At 44.0% G+C, this 19,774-nt stretch carries 21 protein-coding genes; 9 read left to right on the top strand and 12 right to left on the bottom strand.

Going from position 1 to position 19,774, the window contains the following annotated elements; genetic code table 11:
* Together ACLSSO_RS04505 and ACLSSO_RS04500 are read right to left on the bottom strand one after the other, a co-directional pair.
* Complete coding sequence (locus ACLSSO_RS04505; protein ID WP_295905863.1) at positions 1-969, bottom strand: YjgN family protein; 969 nt, start codon at positions 967-969, stop codon at positions 1-3.
* A gap of 147 nt (positions 970-1,116) precedes the next feature.
* The gene (locus tag ACLSSO_RS04500) at positions 1,117-1,587 is read right to left on the bottom strand and encodes a hypothetical protein (protein ID WP_413944182.1); all 471 of its coding nucleotides are present in this window, start codon (positions 1,585-1,587) and stop codon (positions 1,117-1,119) included.
* A 106-nt stretch (positions 1,588-1,693) separates the two neighbouring features.
* On the opposite strand from ACLSSO_RS04500, the gene ACLSSO_RS04495 reads away from it, so the two are divergent.
* From ACLSSO_RS04495 to ACLSSO_RS04485, 3 genes are all read left to right on the top strand, one after another.
* Positions 1,694-2,533, top strand: a complete 840-nt coding sequence (locus tag ACLSSO_RS04495) for a LysR family transcriptional regulator (protein ID WP_413944181.1) — start codon at positions 1,694-1,696, stop codon at positions 2,531-2,533.
* A gap of 100 nt (positions 2,534-2,633) precedes the next feature.
* Positions 2,634-2,864 carry a DUF883 family protein gene (locus tag ACLSSO_RS04490; RefSeq protein ID WP_295905866.1) on the top strand — a complete coding sequence of 77 codons (231 nt, stop codon included), beginning with the start codon at positions 2,634-2,636 and terminating at the stop codon, positions 2,862-2,864.
* 2 nt (positions 2,865-2,866) lie between these two features.
* A complete protein-coding gene (locus ACLSSO_RS04485; RefSeq protein ID WP_295905867.1) occupies positions 2,867-3,322 on the top strand; it encodes a hypothetical protein in 456 nt (151 codons plus the stop codon).
* Positions 3,323-3,374: 52 nt separating this feature from the next.
* Here ACLSSO_RS04485 and ACLSSO_RS04480 read toward each other — a convergent pair whose 3' ends face one another.
* Both ACLSSO_RS04480 and ACLSSO_RS04475 read right to left on the bottom strand, forming a co-directional pair.
* Positions 3,375-3,839 carry a hypothetical protein gene (locus ACLSSO_RS04480; RefSeq protein ID WP_413944180.1) on the bottom strand — a complete coding sequence of 155 codons (465 nt, stop codon included), beginning with the start codon at positions 3,837-3,839 and terminating at the stop codon, positions 3,375-3,377.
* 98 nt (positions 3,840-3,937) lie between these two features.
* The gene (locus tag ACLSSO_RS04475; protein ID WP_413944179.1) at positions 3,938-4,738 is read right to left on the bottom strand and encodes a dienelactone hydrolase family protein; all 801 of its coding nucleotides are present in this window, start codon (positions 4,736-4,738) and stop codon (positions 3,938-3,940) included.
* A gap of 197 nt (positions 4,739-4,935) precedes the next feature.
* Here ACLSSO_RS04475 and ACLSSO_RS04470 point away from each other — a divergent pair, with 197 nt between their 5' ends.
* From ACLSSO_RS04470 to ACLSSO_RS04455, 4 genes are all read left to right on the top strand, one after another.
* Positions 4,936-5,976, top strand: a complete 1,041-nt coding sequence (locus ACLSSO_RS04470; protein WP_413944178.1) for a CNNM domain-containing protein — start codon at positions 4,936-4,938, stop codon at positions 5,974-5,976.
* A 3-nt stretch (positions 5,977-5,979) separates the two neighbouring features.
* Positions 5,980-6,294 carry a divalent-cation tolerance protein CutA gene (cutA, locus tag ACLSSO_RS04465; RefSeq protein ID WP_295905771.1) on the top strand — a complete coding sequence of 105 codons (315 nt, stop codon included), beginning with the start codon at positions 5,980-5,982 and terminating at the stop codon, positions 6,292-6,294.
* Between the two features lie 35 nt (positions 6,295-6,329).
* Positions 6,330-6,845, top strand: a complete 516-nt coding sequence (pyrE, locus tag ACLSSO_RS04460; RefSeq protein WP_295905772.1) for an orotate phosphoribosyltransferase — start codon at positions 6,330-6,332, stop codon at positions 6,843-6,845.
* Positions 6,846-6,943: 98 nt separating this feature from the next.
* Positions 6,944-7,879, top strand: a complete 936-nt coding sequence (locus ACLSSO_RS04455) for a hypothetical protein (RefSeq protein ID WP_413944177.1) — start codon at positions 6,944-6,946, stop codon at positions 7,877-7,879.
* A gap of 35 nt (positions 7,880-7,914) precedes the next feature.
* On the opposite strand, the gene ACLSSO_RS04450 is transcribed toward ACLSSO_RS04455, so the two are convergent.
* The 6 genes from ACLSSO_RS04450 to ACLSSO_RS04425 all read right to left on the bottom strand — a co-directional run bounded on the left by ACLSSO_RS04450 (position 7,915) and on the right by ACLSSO_RS04425 (position 13,968).
* Positions 7,915-8,709, bottom strand: a complete 795-nt coding sequence (locus ACLSSO_RS04450) for a phosphatidate phosphatase App1 family protein (protein ID WP_295905774.1) — start codon at positions 8,707-8,709, stop codon at positions 7,915-7,917.
* A gap of 161 nt (positions 8,710-8,870) precedes the next feature.
* A complete protein-coding gene (locus ACLSSO_RS04445; protein ID WP_413944176.1) occupies positions 8,871-9,686 on the bottom strand; it encodes a S1 family peptidase in 816 nt (271 codons plus the stop codon).
* A gap of 135 nt (positions 9,687-9,821) precedes the next feature.
* Positions 9,822-10,664 carry a class I SAM-dependent methyltransferase gene (locus ACLSSO_RS04440; RefSeq protein ID WP_295905776.1) on the bottom strand — a complete coding sequence of 281 codons (843 nt, stop codon included), beginning with the start codon at positions 10,662-10,664 and terminating at the stop codon, positions 9,822-9,824.
* A complete protein-coding gene (locus ACLSSO_RS04435) occupies positions 10,664-11,719 on the bottom strand; it encodes an alpha-ketoacid dehydrogenase subunit beta (RefSeq protein WP_413944175.1) in 1,056 nt (351 codons plus the stop codon). Before ACLSSO_RS04435 ends, ACLSSO_RS04440 begins: the two co-directional genes overlap by 1 nt.
* Positions 11,719-12,834 carry a thiamine pyrophosphate-dependent dehydrogenase E1 component subunit alpha gene (locus ACLSSO_RS04430; RefSeq protein WP_413944174.1) on the bottom strand — a complete coding sequence of 372 codons (1,116 nt, stop codon included), beginning with the start codon at positions 12,832-12,834 and terminating at the stop codon, positions 11,719-11,721. The genes ACLSSO_RS04435 and ACLSSO_RS04430 overlap by 1 nt, the downstream gene beginning before the upstream one ends.
* A 150-nt stretch (positions 12,835-12,984) precedes the next feature.
* Positions 12,985-13,968, bottom strand: coding sequence for a M4 family metallopeptidase (locus tag ACLSSO_RS04425; protein ID WP_413944173.1), 984 nt, complete (start codon positions 13,966-13,968; stop codon positions 12,985-12,987).
* Between the two features lie 249 nt (positions 13,969-14,217).
* Between ACLSSO_RS04425 and ACLSSO_RS04420 the strand changes: the two genes are divergently transcribed.
* Positions 14,218-16,713: a DUF3656 domain-containing U32 family peptidase gene (locus tag ACLSSO_RS04420; protein ID WP_413944172.1), complete on the top strand. Its 2,496-nt coding sequence runs from the start codon at positions 14,218-14,220 to the stop codon at positions 16,711-16,713.
* 41 nt (positions 16,714-16,754) lie between these two features.
* Here ACLSSO_RS04420 and ACLSSO_RS04415 read toward each other — a convergent pair whose 3' ends face one another.
* Positions 16,755-17,042: a chorismate mutase gene (locus ACLSSO_RS04415; protein ID WP_413944171.1), complete on the bottom strand. Its 288-nt coding sequence runs from the start codon at positions 17,040-17,042 to the stop codon at positions 16,755-16,757.
* 24 nt (positions 17,043-17,066) lie between these two features.
* Positions 17,067-18,284 (bottom strand): class I SAM-dependent rRNA methyltransferase, encoded by a 1,218-nt coding sequence (locus tag ACLSSO_RS04410; protein WP_413944170.1) that lies wholly within the window; start codon positions 18,282-18,284, stop codon positions 17,067-17,069.
* 158 nt (positions 18,285-18,442) lie between these two features.
* Here ACLSSO_RS04410 and ACLSSO_RS04405 point away from each other — a divergent pair, with 158 nt between their 5' ends.
* Positions 18,443-19,711: a JmjC domain-containing protein gene (locus ACLSSO_RS04405; protein WP_413944169.1), complete on the top strand. Its 1,269-nt coding sequence runs from the start codon at positions 18,443-18,445 to the stop codon at positions 19,709-19,711.
* Positions 19,712-19,774: the final 63 nt, after the last annotated feature.

Raw genomic sequence — 19,774 nt, 5'->3', positions numbered from 1 at the left:
TTAGAAACCTAAATCCAAATCGTACTCCGCCACGATGTCGTCTGCCATCGCGCTTCCGTCGCTTGCGCGTTGTCGAATTGAATTAAGATCCAACTCCCCTTCGACATAAATATTTTCTGTGATCTTGCGCAGGCCCCATGAAAAAATCCACGGCACAGCTAAACCAAAAGAGAAGATCGCGCCAAAGTACGCGACAAGTCCATAGATGAAAACATCTTTACCTGCCATTGTGAACTCAAAGCGCGCATTCTGGAAGCTCGTGTGTTTCAAACGAAACTTGATGAGATTTGCCATAAACCACGGCGAATAAATTCCTAGAGTAATAATAGAGAGGAAAAGACCTTTACAATAAAGCTTAAAGTAATCGTCATCAGTTCCATCATATTTAAAATACGCCGAGCCCAAACGAGATCTATTGGTCAAATAAGTTCGAACTTTATTGCGAAAAATAGAATAATAAAATCCCAAGGTAAGGATCGAAAACAAAACGCCTTTAAGATAGAGTTTGATGAACTCTTTTGTTGAGGCCTCATCTTTATCGACACCGAAGCGAATTTGCCTCCACAGTGTGCGTGAAAGGCGGTAGCGAAGCCCCGAATATGTCGCAATGGCAAAAACAAAGACATAGAAAAACGGAACGATGATAGCCAGCGGAATTTTTAAAACTGGCAGCAAAGTTTCCAGTGCTTTTGAAACGACAACCAGAACAACAATCAAACCAAAGAGCTTCATCCATCCACGAAAAAGTTCTTTGCCCGTGCCGACATAGGTGCCACCGTCGCCCATGAATTTTACATTTTCCCAAATATAACGACGCATATTTGTTTTAGCCCAGGGACGATAAATTCCGAGAGTAATGATCGTGAAGAAAAGATTCTTCAACATGAGCAAGGCCATGTCGCCTCCGTCACCCATGTATGAGAACTGGAAACGGCCTTTCTGTGTAGTGGTCTCTGCCGATACATCCACGCGCTGACTCCTTTGAAGTTTTGAACCCCTAAAGGATCGGCGAACCAGACCTTAAACATTAATGAATTTACTGTTTTTCTATCTTTGAGACAAGAATGAGGGCCAGTCGGAACCAGACTGACCCTCGGGAAAAATTATGTTGCGATTTTATTTGCAATCGTCGATGTGTCTTGCGGGAAGCTCAACACTGCGATGGTGAACGAAATTAAACCCGCGAACAACGGCGGAAACGTCTTCTACCAGCATGACAGTGCAGGTCTTGTTCGTCGTATCCGGGTAAACCACCTTCTTTTGAATAATTTCAAAATCAAATTTTTCTACAGCAGGATTGTTCTTAATAACGTCTTCAACAAGATCGGTTTGATAAGTCGCAAGGCAGGGGGCACTCTCGCCTTCATTGCGATGATTTAAAAGAGTTTCGGCCGCCAAGCCTGGAACCAAAATTTTTACCAAGTATGTCGTGCCGTAACCCTTATTGCTTGAACGCACACCTGCTTGAGACAAATCTACTGGCAAGCGAACAGTCTTGCGGGAGACCACAGTTTCATTTTCGTTTGCGTATGCAAATACAGAACTCACCGACAGTGCAAAACCAACGATTAAATTAAGTGCCTTCATCTTATCCCTCCTTTTAGTGGTTGTGATGCGAGGACAGGGATATTTCTAGACCATTCTTAAAATAAATAAAATTGATGATTATTCATGATTATGATTATCTTTATTTATGGATATTGACGTCTTAAAATACTTTAAAACGATCGCCCGAACCGGAAACATGAGCCGTGCTGCTCAAGAGCTGCATGTCAGTCAACCCACTCTGACTGTCGCCATTAAAAAATTGGAAGAAATGCTTGGAGTGACTCTCTTTGAACGCTCAAAAAAAGGCGTGACCTTAACCCCCTCGGGTCTTCAGATTTATCAATATTCAGATCAGATGATTGAGCTTTGGGAGGAAATGCTGCGTGAAGCGGGATCTTTAGACCAAACCGTCAAAGGAACGATTCGCCTGGGAGTGCACCCTTCCGTTGCCAGATACACACTTCCCGTTTTTTTTCCGGCTCTTTTGAAAGAGCATCCATTATTGAACATCCAACTGATGCATGATCTGTCTCGCAATGTTTTGCAAATGGTTCGCGATAGCTTGATCGATGTCGGTCTCGTTATGAATCCCGAAAAACACCCTGATTTGATTATTAAGGAAGTCTGTGAAGACGAAATCACCGTATGGAAGAAAAAAGGTTCCGTCATCAACGACACTTTGATTTTTGACTCAAATCTTTTTCAAGCTCAGGCAATCCTGGAACGTCTGCAAAAAAAAGGGATTCGCTACTCGCGCAAAATTTCTTCTTCCAATCTCGAAGTAATCGCGAGCCTCTTGCAAGCCGGAGCTGGTCACGCCATTCTTCCGAAGCGCGTGATTCTTGCCAATACAGCCGCTATCGAAGAAGCGCACGAACAAATTGCGAGCTTTAAAGATTCATTGTGTTTGGTTTATCGTCCTAGCCTCAAACGCTCCGCCACCGGAAAAGCATTTATTGAAGCTGTGACAAAATCCAAGTTTTAACTACCTCGACCATAGACTTGAAGTTGTCGTCCGATATTAAACTGAGACGGAAATCGACCGAAATAGGTTGGTGTTTATTTCTCAGTGATAGGACAGCAACATGGATCGCAGCGAGTTGATTGCCGAAATCAAGAAACAGCTTCAGGAAGAATTGAAACAATACAAATCTTCCTTTGCAGATAAAATTCCTGATGAACAAAAGAAACAAGCCAAAGAGATGAAAGACACCGCCACGGCTTTCGTCAAAGAAAATCCGTGGGCGTCTGTCGGCATGGCTATTCTTGCCGGCTTCGTCATCGCCCGTATGATTTATAGAAAGAAGGAGGACTAAAAATGATGAAGCTTCTTCTTCCTCTAATTTCATTTTTCTTGGGCAGCGCCAAGAACCTTTTTAAAGAGCCCGGTGTTGCAATCACTCAACAGTTGGTTTTGCACCTTAGATCTCTGGGTTTGATTATCACTTCTTGTGTTGGCGCATTGGCGTTGTTCTGCGTAGGACTTTCATTATTGATTGCCCGTATAGCAGGACAGTTCGACAGCAGCGAAAGTTTCTATTTTTCTACAAGCATGTGGATCTACCTTGCTATGACAGTCATCTCTGCTGGAGTTTTGATTTACACTTTAAGAAAAGACACTTGGCTTAAAGCAATGGGCTTCGAACAAAAGCCGCAAGCCGCTTCTGGAAAAAGCAGCGCACTAGAAAGTGCAGTAGCCTTGTTGGTTATGGACTTTGTTGAAGAACGACAAAGCCGAAGAAAAGAAAAACAAGATCAAGAGCAAGCCAGCTAAATAAAAAGGGAGTCAACTGACTCCCTTTTTTCTTCTAAATTTTTTCGATTTTTTAGAAATTGATGCAGTAAGTATCCGTATCTGAAGAGACTACTTTTTCAGTCGCTTTATGAACTGTAGTTACAGTGGTTGTTGTGCAAAGCTCTGTCGGACTAACTGCCTGGCGTGTGATAATAGTGTAAACGATCACGTCACCGCGATCTTCTTTTTTAGATGTCGTCGTCACAGGTTGGTGCGCACTGCCTGGAGCATAAAAGATCTCTCCGATCATTCCACCTTCACCACTGTCACCTTCATAACCACCACCATCAAAAGAACCGCCGTCACGGTCGTTACCTTCGTAAGTTTCCTGACGTGGATCTACATCTTCGTTTCCGCCTTTACGCTCGTCACGGTCTTTTGGAGCTGGTTCAGATTTACCTTTTTTAGCAAAAACAACATCTTGAGAGGCCTGAGAAACTCCCGCGTAAGAAACCAAAGAAAATGACACGAGAACTGCAAGCAATAATGACTTCATGATGACTCCTTTTTATTTTAAAAAAGAAGCATCTAACACAAATAAAAAGCCCCCGCTATCCGCGAGGGCTCCTCTTACCATATTTTCATGATTGACGACTATTTAGACACAGGAACGACTTCATGGAGGAAATCCATAAAGGCTTGCCACGAGCGACGGTCCGCCGCCTCATTGTATGCAACTCCCTTTGATGGATCATTACCTGCTTCTTTTTGCGTGAAAGCGTGCACGGCACCTGAATAAGCGATGAACTGATAATCTGCCTTAGCGTCATTCATCTCCTTCATGAAACCTTCAACCTCAGGTAGAGGAACATTCGGATCAATCGCACCATGCATGACCAGCAACTTAGGTTTTACACTCTTAGTTTCCTGAGGGTTCGGCGTGGAAAGTCCTCCGTGAAAGCTCACTGCTCCTACGACAGGAAATCCAGCGCGAGCGGCTTCCAAGGCTCCGGTTCCACCGAAGCAATAACCTATAATCACGATACGTTTCGGATCTACTTTTTTATTTTTAGAGATAAAATCAAGAGCGGCTTTTTCTCTTTGTCTAAAAGATTTGATGTCGCCTTTGTATTGAGTCGCAAGTTTGCCGGCTTCTTGTGGTGATCCCGGACGAACGCCTTTACCGTAAATGTCTAAAGCAAATGCCACATAACCTTGCTGAGCCAAACGTTGTGCACTGTTTCTTTCGTGATCTGTCAGTCCCATCCACTGATGTACAATCACGACTGCGGGACGAGGAGATGTCACTGCGTCGTCGTAAGCCAAGAAGCCTTCCAAAGTTGTTTTTCCATCTTTGTACTCAACGGATTCTGTTTTGACGGCGGCATTACTATTTGAGCACATCACAAACCATTGCAGCCCCAACGCTGCCATAAGAGCGACCACGATCTTCATCTTGACTCCTTTTTCCTTTACCAAAGTCTATAAAAACAAATGCACTAGGGTCAAAAGTCCTTGTTATTACCTGCCGCGATACAGTTTTGCATCTTGCGTTATAGACATGGACCTTCCCTGCTATGATACACTTAAACATCTATGGAATATCACAGGCTTCGGCCGGTCACATTTAACTTCTCAGATTTACTTCATCTATGACTTTGATCATCGTTTTATTTTTTTCCACAATTGGAATTTCATTTTTATGTTCGATGCTTGAGGCGGTTCTGCTCACATCGACTTCGGCTTACATCGGAGTCCTTGTCAAAGAGAACCGACGAAGCGCCAAGCTTCTTGAACATCTTAAAGAAAACATCGACCGCCCTATTTCTGCTATCCTGACACTTAATACCGTCTCTCACACTCTCGGCTCCGCAGCGATTGCTTACCAAATTCAAATTCACTACGGACAAGAAGCTGTTACCGCCGCCTCTTTCGTTCTGACATTTTTAATCTTGGTGGTTTCAGAAATCATTCCTAAATCCATCGGAGCTTCTCACTGGAAAATGCTTTTGCCGTTTTCTGCCTACACAATTCAATTGATGATTATCATGCTTTATCCGCTGGTGATTATGTCAGAGTGGTTAGGTAAATTGTTTTCCAAAAGTTCTGAAGATCCCGAAGTCACCCGCGAAGAAATTCTGATGACGGCAGAGATCGGTGTCGAAGAAGGAACTCTGAAAGGCAAAGAGTCCAACATCATCAAAAATCTTTTGATGCTCGATAAGATCTACGTTTCAGATATCATGACTCCGCGTTCAGTTTTCTTTGCCTTGGATAAAGAGCTGACTGTGGAAGAAGTTTTCATGAAGTACAAACCTTTGCGTTTTTCGCGCATTCCGGTTTACTCAGGAAGTCTCGATAATATTATCGGCATGACTTATCGTTATAAAATCCATGAAGCTCTTTCTAACGACCAACATGACAAACCCGTTGGCGACCTTGTCACTCCGATTTCAAGTATTCCCGAGCGCATGACGGTGTCTCAAGTTCTCGATTTTTTCATTAAAGAAAAAGAACACATCGCTTTGGCCGTTGATGAATATGGAATTGTAGCTGGTCTTGTGAGTTTGGAAGACGCTGTTGAAACACTTTTAGGTGTTGAGATTGTCGACGAACTTGATAATGTCGAAGACATGAGAAAATTTGCACTCGAGCAATGGCAGTTGCGCAAGCAAAAACTCCGCAAGAGTTAATCCATGATCTTGTTTTATATTCCTTGCCCAGATAAATCCTCGGCTGAAACAATCGCGCGCACTCTTTTAGAAGAGAAAATTATTGGCTGCGCGAATATCATTCCAGGAATGGAGTCGATGTATTGGTGGGAAGGAAAAATAGAGACAAGCTCTGAATATATCCTAATCCTTAAGACGTTGAAAACCCCTGACGCACAGGAAAGAATCACGAAAAGAGTCCAAGAACTGCATCCCTACGACGTTCCATGCGTTATGACTCTCCCCGTCCTAGGAATCAATGCCTCTTATAAGAAGTGGCTTGAAGAAAGCCTGAAATAACCTCTATGATCTCCTAAAACTCGTTGGGAGATCTTATGACAAAGCAAGAATTAGCGAAAAAAATCTATGACATCGCTCACTTGACGGGCGAATTCAAATTGCGCTCGGGCCAAATCTCTAACGAGTATTTCGATAAATATCGCTTTGAAGCCCAACCTGCTTTGCTTCGTGAAATCGCGAAACACATGGCACCTCTTATTCCCGCAGGCACTGAAGTTTTGGCAGGACTTGAAATGGGCGGCATTCCTATCGCGACAGCCTTGTCGTTGGAAACTGGAATCCCATGCGTGTTCGTTCGTAAAGAGGCGAAAGAGTACGGCACTTGCCAATTTGCTGAAGGCTTGGATATCAAAGGCAAAAAAGTGTGCGTGATTGAAGATGTTGTCACAACAGGTGGACAGGTCGTTCTTTCTACAGCAGACCTTCGCTCGATTGGTGCACAGATCAGCCACGTTCTTTGCGTGATCCACCGTGGACCTGTTTTCCCTGAGCCAAAACTCGTCGAGGTAGGTTTAGAGCTCACACCTTTATTTAAGAAATCTGATTTTTAGTGGTCTATCCTGTTAAGGGAGACTAGACCAAAGTCTCCCTCTTAAGAAATCCCGTCTTATTCCGATAATAAGGACTGGTTTACTACCAGGAGTAAGGGATGAAAACATACCAACAAATCCTAACCATTGCAGCCATCGCATTCACTTCCGCAACAAGCTTCGCGGGCTATGATGAGTTCAACTGTGTGACGAATGGAAGTATCGAGCGCGCTCATCTTCAATGTGTGGCCTGTGGCATTTCAAAGTATTACTCTGACAAGGGAATAGAAGTAACACCTTCGCATAAATGGCTAGCGCTGTTGGGCTTGAAAGTGCGCGAACAAAACCTTGATTCACGTAGCAAAGGCACCGTCACCTCATCTGATGCCCTCGAAAACTTTCAAAAAGACGTAATTATAAAAATTCAAGAATATGGTTTTTGTGCAGAATATTTAGGCAAAGATACCAAGAAAAAAGGTCGCTCAAATAACATGCATGATATGAGCGCAGAAGACTGGACAGCTTTCTTTGAATTTCTTAATCGTGACGACAATCCGTCATCAAAAAATTATGACAAGATGGCGGAAAACTTAGGATTTAAATCCACGAGTTTGATTGGTTCTGGCGGTGCAAAAAAGAACATGGATTATCTTTTCGAAGGATTTGACGAAAATCTTTCTCTTGATGATAAACGCGCACTTTTTAAAGAAAAACTGAAACAGGCCTTGGCTTCTGAATACAATGTCTCTGGTGAAAGAGCTGAAAAAACAAAAGAATTTATTTCGTCAGGTGATAAAGACCAAGGTTTAAGAACCTGTTTGTCTGATATTAAACAGAGATTTTTTCAACAACAAATGTCCGACAAAGAAACATTCAAAATGTGTGAAGTTATCGCTAATGCTTGTGACCTTGAAAGAACGCCCATGAGTGCAAATGACTTTTGTGTTCATAAAGGCATGGGACTCCGCCCGGCTTCATCTGTAGGCTCTGGTGGAAGAGTTCCTTTAGCTCCACCGCCGGGCCCAAGACAGAAACAGGGACAAGGCGCAAAATAAAGAAAAGCCCCGGAAACGGGGCTTTTTATTTGAAATTACTTCTGACACTTCTTCGCAATCGCGCTTTCAATCGCTAACAATTGCAGGGATGGATTTTCCACCGTCCATTGCCATTTGAAGTCACGGCAGTCTTGCCACCACGGGAAAACCATTTTACCAAAGGTCTCGCCACCCTCTTCATCACGAAGCAAGCGTTTGAAAACTTCGCGTTCGATAGATCCGTAGATATTCTCAGGCAAAATCTTTTTTTGGATAAGATCGATAGCGACTTCAACGGTTGTTACAAAACCAATTTGTCCTGGCAGCGTTGGATACTTCGACTCACCTAGTGAGGAATAAGCTTCACGGATGTAGCTCACATAAGGAATCTGTGGATACTCTTTCACCATTTGATCATACACAACGGTATCAAACTGACCGTTATCACCAAAATAAATCACAAGCTCCGGTTTCTTTTTATCAAGCAGTTTACGAATTACTTTTTGCTTTAGCTCAGGGTCTTGTTTGATCCCCATATTCATGTGAAGTTTTGTGATCGGAAAATCATTTTCTTCCAAAAAGTCTTCGTGCTTATCGCGCATCAAAAGCCAAGGGGCCAAACTCACATAATGAAACTCGATGTCCTTGTGAGATTTCTTAAGCAATTGATAAAGCTCTGGCATTCCGGCAAAGCGGCTGGATTCGTCTACGAAAGAAGTCGCGGCTCCACTTTTCGCCAGCACGTGTGTAACCTTGATGGTGTCATCAATATCCGAAATAACAAGAATCTTGGCTAAAGCCGCTTGTGAAACAAGGGTTAAAGAAAGTATTAAGGCCGAAAACTTCATCATAACAGCTCTCCGTAGGCTACTTGCAATGCGACCAAAAAATAGACAGCAGGCGCCAGCCCGCGTCTCTCAGGAATGCTCAAAAAGAATTTAGAACATTTTCAGGTCACACAAGCATTGGAGAGCAAAGAAGGGGCCATAAGAAACAGGCCCCTGTTTAAAGACTATCTTAGGTTTGGAGTTTGTCTTTCAACCCAGTCTTGATAATAAGGCGCATACATGGAAACCCCGCGACCGTGACAAACTGTTGCTTCGTTACGACCTGTCACAACGGAGTTCACTCCAAGGATTTGCAACTCGCCACGCACTTCAACAAACACCGGACCGCCAGAGTCCCCAGAACAAATTCCGTTTTCAGGTTGAGACATCACAACATTCGTAGAAGTCATACGAAGATCACTTTTAAAGCTCTTTTTTGTTGTGCGAAGGAACATAGAACCTTCACCTGTCTCAGACGTGATACCGTATCCCGCTAATGTCACTTCGTCAGAGCTCAGTGGGCTTTTGCCGTCATAGATTTTACTAACTTGATAATCAGCCGGAATAGATTTTGGGAGCTTTACAAGAGCCACATCATTTTCTGCGTTGGACTGGCCAGAGTAATCTTTGTGATAAAGGAAATCACTCGCCGTTATAGATTGTTTATCTTTGCTGAATCCAGATTCACAAGTGATGTCCGTGTGAAAAACAACAGTCACCTTATCCGCGTTCTTCACACAATGAGCCGCCGTTAAAATCACATTCTTTGAAATTGGCGTCCCCGTGCAGATAGAACCTTGATCACCAGATGTCATCACAAGCAAAACGACTTTCTTAGCCAAAAGATCGGTGGCTGATACTTTCACTCCTCCAATAATTCCATCCATTTGCGAAGCAGGAACACACTGATTAGGAGCGCTGGCATCCTTCGAAGACGAACACCCCGCTAAAAGAGAAACAGATAAAACCGCACCCACGCCCAAGCCCACAAACTTTTTCATCGCCAACGTCCTTCTAGTATTTTGAGATGAAGAAGCCCTAAGCAAACGCTCTGCCAGGTTTATTGTTGTTTATTTTGATTTAATGAACCTGAGGCGGACACAGATTAGACACTTCCGCCCCTTTAGATGTAAGACTTACTTTTCACCTACGATATAGGCGATCCAGCTTTGGCAGGCTTCACCGTGGTCAACGCGGGTGAAGTTTCCGTCACCCGTTCCGTCTTTGGCTGTGCCTTCCCAGTACACGTGGGTTTTTCTAAAGCCCACTTCGTGCATGATATCGCGGATCTCTGGGATTGACCAAATTCTCCAGTCGTAACTAAAGACTTGCTCGATCTTCTTACCCCACACTCTAAAGTGAATATGGAAAAGAGCTTCATTCGTCACAGGATCAAAGTTCGTTTGATCCCAGTAGTACGTAAAGCCCTCGTGCTTGATTGTGTCTTCGATAGCGTCATAGCATTGGCTACCGCCGAAAATATCCACCAAGAACATACCGTCTTTATTCAAAGTCTTTAGAACATTGGCGAAATATTTTTTTAGAACATCTCTTTGCTTAAAGCAGAAATAAGAGAAGTTCATCGCAGCCACGATGTCAGCCTTCGGAAGATTTGCATCAAGAACGTTTCCTTCAAGCAACTTCATACGACGTTGCTGTTCAGGTCTCATTTTAATCAAATAATTCTGACGACCATAAGCCATCGGCTCTGGATCAAGATCTATACCGACAGCTTCGTGGCGAGGATTCAACTTAATCCACTCTGTTGAAAGAGCGAAGGTTCCACAGAAGTCTTCACGGAATGTACGAGCGCCTTTACCTTTTAATTCCTTATAGGTATCGCGGATAAAAACGACGTCGTTTTCTGCTGATTGCACGGCCTTACGATAAAGTTCGTACTTATCAAACAGAATTTTCGCGCTTTTTTTGTTAACACGACGACGGACTTTTTTTCTGTGGTTCACTTCTTTTTTCGTCATTATGGGACTTCCGCTACGACTTCGCGAATCGCAAGTTCAATGTCATTAAGCTGTGGCACAGAGTTCTTCTCAAGATTTGGATGAAGACCGATACCCGGCAAGTTCTTACCAGCAAGCACACGAGGACGCGCCATTAGCTGGTAAAACAACTCTTGAGTCGCACGATAAGCCAAGTGCTCACCGAAGTTCGTTACTTCCGTATCTTCATTCACGAAAAGAACACGGCCTGTTTTTTCAATTGAAGATTTAATCAATTGCCAGTCGTAAGGGTAAATTGAGCGAAGGTCGATCACTTCAACAGAGATTCCCTCTTGCGCCAATTTCGCAGCCACTTCATCACAAAGATGAACCATACGGCTGTAAGTAACAACCGTGATATGCTCACCAGAGTGAGTGATCTTCCCTTTACCGATTGGAACCATGTACTCTTCAAGATCTGGCCAACGTGGTTTCCAGCCTTCTGCATTTTGCACAGGCTTATCGATCATCGCTTTTAGTTCTTTTTCGTCCGCTGGTTCACCAGGGATGAGTTCATCACCTTTATGGCGCATCAAAGCTTTCGACTTAAGATACAAAACAGGGTTTGGATCTTTGATCGCAGAAAGCATCAAACCGTAAGCGTCCAATGGATTTGAAGGCATCACGATCTTCCAACCTGGAAGACGAGAAGCCCAAGCATCAAACGAGTGAGAGTGATAAACGGAACCAAAGATTCCCGCTCCAACCGGAGTCATCACCACCATCGGAAGTTCTACTTGTCCGTTTGTACACCACAAAGTGTTTCCGGCAATTTTAAGTAGATCGATTGTATTGAAGATATAATCCGCAAATTGGATCTCTGCCACACAACGGTCGCCCGTCATCGCAATACCCATCGCCATACCGATGATACCGCGTTCATCAAGCGGAGAGTTCCATGCATTCTTAAGACCTTGAGTCGCAGTGAAAACACCACCGAGAGGCGCACCCACGTCTTGTCCAAAGATGTCTTTAACACCCAGATTTTTTTCACCGTAGTGAAGGGCCATTCTGATAGCCTGCGCTACACTCGCCATTAGAACTTCCTCCAGTCCGCATTCTCATTGCCGACAAATACATGATCCCAAACAGATTCCGAAGTTGGAGATGGTTCTTGACGAACTTTCTCTTGCGCCAAGACTCCTTCTTCTTCATAGATTTCCCAGATTTTTTTCGCGGCTTTTTCAGAGATGATGCCCGCTTTGATCAATCTGTTTTCAAACTCAAAAACTGGATCAAACATGTGCGCTTTCTTGTTCGCGCCATCTGCTGAAGAGTGACCGTACAAACGAGTCACGTGCGCTTCGATGAACGAAGGCTTTCCCGTTTTGCGGATGTATTCCATCTCTTCTTGCATCGCCAAGTAAGTCTCAACCGGATCATTGCCGTTGATCACACGTGAACGAATGTTGAAAGCTTTCGCACGGTCTGCGATGTTCGTTTCACCGTGTTGGCCTTCAAACGGAGTTGAGATACCGAATTTATTATTTTGAACAGTGATGAGCACCGGCAACTCTTGGCCTTTACGAGAAGCCAAGATCAATGCTGAAGCGAAATCACCTTCCGCAGTTCCAGCATCACCACCAGTGACAATCGAAATCGCTTTTTTACCGAAACGTTTTTGTGCGTGAGCCGTTCCGCAAGCAATCGGATATTGAACTTCGATAGGAGACGTCACAGGAGCCACGTTCCATTGCGGGAAGCAATAGTGATTGGCAAAGTTACGACCACCCGTTGAAGGGTCTGTCGATCTATTCATGATCAAACGAATAGAATCAATCATCGTCATGCCAAGAGCCAACAACGTTGGAGTGCAACGATAGTGCAAATGGAACCAGTCGTGAGCAAGGCCTTGACCTTTGTTCGCTAGCATTCCGAGTGGCACACCGAAAGCCTCTTCACCCGGTCCACCGATCCAGAAATACGCCTCACCGGCTTTGTAGATTTTAATCAGACGCTCTTCAAGCACGCGAGACTTCACCATCAAGTCATGCATGCGAAGCAAGATCTCTTCAGAGAGTCCGCCAAAGTTATCTGCTTTAGTTGTTACTTTTTTAGAAGTCTTCGTATTCGTAGCTGCCTTCGCCGTGGGCTTCGCTGCTTTTTTCGCAGACGGCTTGCTCCCTGCTTTCACAGTGGTCTTTTTCGACATTGAAAATCTCCATCTCTAATTCGCGTCTATCTAAGCGAAAAGAGAAGCTTTTGTCACGTCAAATAGGTCCCGAAAAAGGGGACCTTGGAGATTCTTTAAAGAGCCCGAAAACCGGGCTCAGATCAAATATAAAGGGGTCTGAGAGAAAAACTAGCGCAGTCCTACTGCACGAAGGGATTCAAAAACAGCGTTGCACTCTTGCGGACTTAAGCGTTCCGCACAAGTATTAAGCATCTCGCGCGCATAATCTTGGAATTGCGCATCTGGGGTAAGCTTCTGAGTCATTACGGTATAGAAGATACCTTTCATCTTTTCCCAACCCAAAGCTTCCACCATCAAAGCCGAAGCCTTATTCGGAATACCACTGAGCATGTGAACGCCGCAATTGTCATTGGCAGAAGAAGGAACACAACCAGGTCCCAATTCTTTTGGAATTTGCGATACATGAGAAGGCTGCTTATCCAAACCCTTTTCAGGGTTCATCATGTCACGCAAAGCTACGACTGTGCGACCTTCTTTTTGGCTGAATTGGCGTTTGCCGTTTTCAGTCAAAACGTTCTCACCGATCAACCACTTTTGTGTTGAACCGCCCGAATAAACTTCAGCCATTTCGCCAAACACGTCTGCAAAGCTTTCGTTCAAAGCTCCCGCCTCGCCTTCGTATTTTAAGCGAGAAGACGTGTCCACAATTGCATGAGTATATTCATGCGCCACCACGTCGATGTGTTTTTCAAAATTATCAAGAACAGAACCGCCAGCACCAAAAAGGAAACGGTTTAAGCCGGATGCCCACGCGGCATTTTGCTTAAAGGCGCTAAAGATAGGAAGGATATCAATCTTACCAAGACCTACAGTGGCTTTGATTTCCGAGTTTTGTCCATCATAACTGCGACGACCAAACTGCGTTTCAAAAAAGTCAGTCGTCGTTACGAGTGTCTTATAAGCATCTTTGTGTGAAGAAGCGTTTTTAATAGCCTGACGAACAAGCAAACGAGACGTGTCCTGACCGTCTTTAATCACCTCAACGCCTGTCGGATACCAAGGAAGAGAATAGAAAATGCGAATTTGCGGGCGAGCCATCGCAGGCACTGCAAAACACGCAACCAAAGCCGTCGCTACAAACTTTTTAAACACAAGATACTCCGGGTAATAAGTTTTGGAGTCGCCGTTATAACATGCTTCCGAAGTTTTGAGTCAGCGCCTATAAACTCTCCAGGGCCGTCTAAAAAGTCGACAGCCTCCTGCCTATGTTTTGTAAAAGGACTCATGTAACCTCTTTCCCCTTGCGAAAAACGCTGAGGACTGGCTAATTACTCCCCTATGGAAAATCAAAATTTGAAGCGTCCCGAACTGTTGCTCCCCGTAGGTACAAAAGAGATGGCTATGGCTGCCATCCACAATGGTGCCGATGCCATTTTCATGGGAGTTCCGGGATTCAATGCCCGCGGTCGCAGTTATGACTTTCAAATTGAAGAGGTCAAAGAGATCATCGATACCTGCCATCTTTACGGCGTGAAAGTAAACCTGGCTTTCAATATTTTAATTTTCCAAAACGAGCTTCATAAAGCTGTCGAGACTCTTGAAAAAATTCTTCCTTTAAAACCAGACGCTTTCATCGTTCAAGATCTGGGCTTGGTGCGAATGATTCGCCAAATGGCTCCGCACCAACGTGTTCATGCTTCTACACAAATGAGCATCAGCAACGCCGAAGCTATTCAGTGGTTGGATGATTTGGGCATTCAGCGTTTCGTTTTAGCGCGTGAGAATTCCATTAAGGAAATTCAAGCGATCAAACAAAACACCAGCAAAGAAATCGAAGTCTTTGTTCACGGTGCTTTGTGCGTGAGTTACTCGGGACAATGTTTTACTTCTGAAGGTATCGGCGGACGCTCTGCCAATCGCGGTCAGTGTGCGCAAAGCTGTCGTTTCAATTATGAAATGCATGTCGATGGCGAAAAGCGCGACCTTAATGGAAAATCGTTCCTCGTTTCGCCTCAAGATCTTTGCGGAATCAACGAAGTGCCAAGTCTTCTGGAGGCTGGTGTTGATTGCTTTAAAATCGAAGGCCGCTTAAAAACTCCTGAATACGTTGCTACCGCCGCTCGCAGTTTTGACGAAGCGATTACCACGGCTCAAAAAAATCACATTCTCACAAATCCGATTCTTTTAAAAAAACAAATGGCAACGGCCTTCTCTCGCGGTTTTTATAGCGGTTGGTTCCATGGTGTGAATCACCAGGAATTGGTAGAGGGAACTTTCAGTGCACACAGAGGTTTTGAGTTCGGAAAAATCTCGCGCGTGAACGGCAACTCTTTAGAAGTGGAAATCACCGAAGAGAATGTCGCACAAGGTTTAAAGGCTGACTTCATTAAAGCCGGCGACGGTGTTCTTTGGGTCTACAATGATCGCAATGGACAAAGTGTTGAAAAAGGCGGATTCGTTTTTGCGGTAAAAACATTGAATCCTCGTCGTTTCGAATTGGAATTCTCGCGTGACATCGCAATGGATGGTTTGTTCTTAGGAGCGCGCGTTTTCTATAATCACGACAAAGATCTTAAAAAAGATGTCGCTTTGAGTGTTGAAGACAAACAAAGAAAAAAACGCGTTCCCGTTTTCATTCGCGCCGAAGCTTCCTTGGGTCAACCTTTGAAAGTGGAATACTCCGATGGCAAAAACACGGTTACGGCGTATTCTGAAAATGTTTGTGAAGCTGCAAAGAGTAAAGGACTGAACTCTCTTGATCTTCGTGAAGAGCTTTTTTCTTTGATGGGAAGTCCATTCCGTGGCGAAGGGTTCTCTTGCGAGTTGGACAATGCAACTCCGCTGTTTTTACCTCATCGCCAAATCAAAGAATTGCGCCAACAGCTTGTTAAAGAACTGACGGATCTGCGCATTCAAAACGGAAGAACTCCAGAAATTGGCTCTGCAGCACAAATGGGCTCTTGGATCGAAGGTAAAAAAACATCTGCAAGAAAAGCTTCCGGCGTAAAATTGAATCTGCTCTTGCGTGAAAAAGCACAAGTTGAAGATGTTGCGAATGCCATCAAAGCTGGAACTCTTAGCACTGAAAGCTTGAATCTTGTTATTTTGGATTTTGAGTTCGGTCTTGATTTCGAACCAAGTCTTAACCTTTTAAGAGAACAAGGTTTGAAAACCGCCATCGCGACGACTCGTATTTTAAAGCCTAACGAGCATCGTAATATCAAACATCTTTTGAATCTCAATCCAGATGCCATTCTTGCTAGAAACTTAGGGGCTGTTCAGTATCTACAAGCCAATGCTTATCAAGGTCAGATCTTGGGTGATTTCAGTTTGAACGTGACCAATCATCTGACGGCTCAGTATCTTCTTGATAAAGGGCTTTCAAGCCTTTGCCTAGGTTATGATCTTAATCATTTGCAAGTCAGCGAGTTGATTCAAGCCGGTCAAGCCGACCACTTTGAAGTCACAGCATACCAATACATGCCAAGCTTCCACATGGAACACTGTGTGTTCGCGGCCTTCTTAAGCAAAGGCTCAAGTTTCAAAGACTGCGGCAAGCCTTGTGAAAAACATCAGGTAAAACTCAAAGATCAGTTCGGCAACTGGCACCAAATTAAACCAGATCAAGAGTGTCGCAATACGATGTTCAATGCCACTTCTCAGTCAGCTGCTCGTTTCATTAAGGAATGGGAGTCTTTAGGACTTGGTTACATCCGCTACGAAGCTTTGAAAGAACGTGAGACAGAACTTATCGCAAAGATTCAAGGACACTTGGATTTTATTAACGGCAAAAAGGATCTGGAATCATTGATCAAAGATCTTGGAAACGTTGAAAGTTACGGTCTTTCTGAAAGTCACTTCCAAAGAGAAAAAGAATATCAAAGTCGTAAGAAGTAATTGAGCAAGGCAGCTCTGACAAAGCAGTCAGAAGCTGCCGTTTATTTTTGTGGATATTTGGCGTTTAAATATTTCTGATATTCTCTAAGAATGGATTCCATCACATTCTTAAGAAGCTCCTCAAACAATGGGTCTTTTGACGATCCTGTGCCCATGCTCACGAAGTCTTTAAGGATCTGTTCTTCCCGCTCAGGACTGTAAAACGGCAGACCTTGCTCTTTTTTGAATTTCCAGACCGCCATCGTCAAATCACGACGGCGCAAAAGCAAGTCATGTAATTCTTTGTGAACTTGATCAATTTCCTGACGAAGACTGGCAATGGTTTCCACAGTTCTACCTTCTACTGTTTAAAATTAATCCAAACGGAAGAGCGCAAACTTCAGATAACGAAGCTCTTCCATGGCCAAGGGATAAGGGTGATCCACGGGTTGCCCGCCCAGATAAACCAAGGTTCCCTTCTTACGCGCTTTCGAAAAGGCTTCCTGGCAGATATCGATGAACTCTTTTGTCGAGATATGGCTTGAACAAGAACTCGCAGCAAATAGACCCTCAGAGTTCACAAGCTTAATCGAATTTGAAAAGACCTTCGTGTAAGCGGCCTTCGCCTGCTCCACAGACTTTTCGTTTGGTGCAAAGCTAGGAGGATCCGTGATCACAAGATCATATTTTTTCTTTTCCACGTTTTGCTGTTCAAGGAAAGCAAAAGCGTCTGTCGCAATATCCGTGTGCGCGGTTTTAAAACCGTTGATTTCAAAATTGCGAGCAACCGCTTGAATAGCGACCTTGGCAATATCAACGCTGGTAACTTCTTTAGCGCCACCTTTAGCCGCAAAAAGGGAAAATCCTCCCGTATAACTGAAAAGATTTAAAACTGTTTTTCCCTTGGCAAAGTGCTGGATCATCTTGCGGTTGTCTCTTTGATCTAAAAAGAAACCCGTCTTAGCGGCATCGCGAATGTTCGAAGCAAATAAAACACCGTTTTCAAGAAATTGCACTTCCGGCGCTAGGGTTCCAACGATGTTGACGCCTTTTTCTTCGACGTCGTTACGACGTTTTAAGTATACGCATTTCACTTGAGGAAAATCGGCTTGAATTTTTTCAGCGATTACTTTTGCATTCCAAGTTTTTTCCATGATGGCATGGTCATGCTTAATCACAGCCGTATCGTTGTAAACATCCACGATCAAACCCGGAAGACCATCCCCCTCGCCGTTGATAAGGCGGAAGGAATTAGTGACAGATAAATCAAAAGTCTTACGAATCTCAACGGCCTTGCGCCATTGGCTGTCGAAGTAAAGCTCTAAAGTTCTTTTCACATTATTGCGTCTAAAGATAGGCTCATCCGCCAAAATCAAAACGCGGAAACGCAATTGCGTGTCACCCTGCCAGATTCCCAACGCAAGCGCCTCGCCTTTATAAACCAAAAGATGAATTCCAGACTTGGGTGGACGCCCCTCTTCAAAACAATTGGCAAAGATCCAACGGTGCCCTCTTTTGAGGTGCTTTGTGACGTCCCGTTTAAGCTCAATGGTCAAAACGGGTTCTTCAAATGTGACAGCCGCAGAGTTCATATAATTCCTTAGAAGAGGCTCTTTTTAAGCCAAATCTGCGCCTCTCACAAGGACTATGAGGTCCTTTTTGGGAAACTCAGTAAATTTGCCAACCCCTTATTTTCACTCAGCCCTTCTTTATTTGACTCGTTAGCGTTTCTCATTGAATCTCGGCCCCTATGGCTCAAAAATCGTCCTCATCCTCTACAAAACCCGTCTTGTTAGATCAGAAGTTTTGGCAAAGTTTCGCCAAGAACAACTGGGAAAAAAAGCCATTGCTTTTAAAGAACGTTAAATCGGGCCTCTTGGAAATGAGCGATGCCGAAATTTTTGATCTTCTGGTGCTTTATAGCGATCGCTGTCGTAAGGTGAGTAATCCCGAGGGTTTTAAATTTTACATCCAAGGTTTTAAAGTTGGCCCCGAAGACGTACTGCAAGTTCTTCCCGTTAAGAAAGACAAATCCCTTTTGGGCTACCACAAGCGCATGAAAGATCTCTTCTCGGATTACTGCTTAGTCTGCGATGAACTTTTGACTGTGAACCTTAAGAAACAACATCTTCTGACTGATTTTACGAATGAGCTTTATCGTCACGTCGGTTATCCCAATCGTTTTTCTGAAATGGGTCTTTACCTCGGAAACTATCGCAAGACACCGTTTGGGGTTCACGTGGACTCCTGCGGAGTTTTTAGTTTTCCAGTCGCTGGCACAAAAAAATTTCGCCTTTGGCCCTCAGAGTTTGGCAAAAAAAATCCGGCTCTTGATCGTGCATTTAAATACGACAAATACAAAAAAGATTCCCAGCTCTTGGAAGCCGGCCCTGGTGACATGACCTATTGGCCTTCTTCCGAATGGCATATTGCGGAATCTGACGGCTCATTTAGCGCAACTTGGAGTCTTGGCGTTTGGGTGGATAAGCCTCAAAAAGACATGGTCTCTGAATCTTTGAAAAGTCTGATTGATAAAAAACTTGGTGATGTCGGACACACAGTGACGACGTCATTTAAAAATCTACACAAGTCTTCAGGTGAAGTTTCAGAACTTCCTGAAGCTTATCAGCAATCAATCAAAATGCTTCAGACAATGACCCCTTTAGAGCTGAAAGAAGCGTTTCTAAAGTCTTGGATGCAGCATGTTTCTTTGCAGGGGTTCAAAACAATTCCCGTCGCAAATTGCAAAGTATCCGCGAAATCTAAAATCCGCTTGCGCAGTGATCGCTCGTTGATCTTGTGGCAACAGTCCGTCACTTCAAAAGAAAAAATCTATTTAAGTTTCGGAGGAGTTTTAGTTGAAAGTTCCCTTAAGAGTGGACTTTTTCAACTTGTTAAAGCTCTGAATACAAATAACGTCTGTGCGATAGGCACTTACCTTAAAGGTCTAACTCAGAAGCAAGATCTTGCCGCCTTACAAACGCTGGCGAATGCAGGCGCCGTTACAGCTATAAAATAAAAAAAGCCCAGGGTTCTGCCCTGGGCTTTAACAACAACAAACATGGCCCTACTCAAAGGACTC

Source organism: Bdellovibrio sp. HCB-162, from assembly GCF_047344985.1.
GTDB lineage: Bacteria > Bdellovibrionota > Bdellovibrionia > Bdellovibrionales > Bdellovibrionaceae > Bdellovibrio.
The sequence above is the reverse complement of the archived record's forward strand: the minus strand, read 5'-3'. Positions and strand labels throughout refer to the sequence as shown.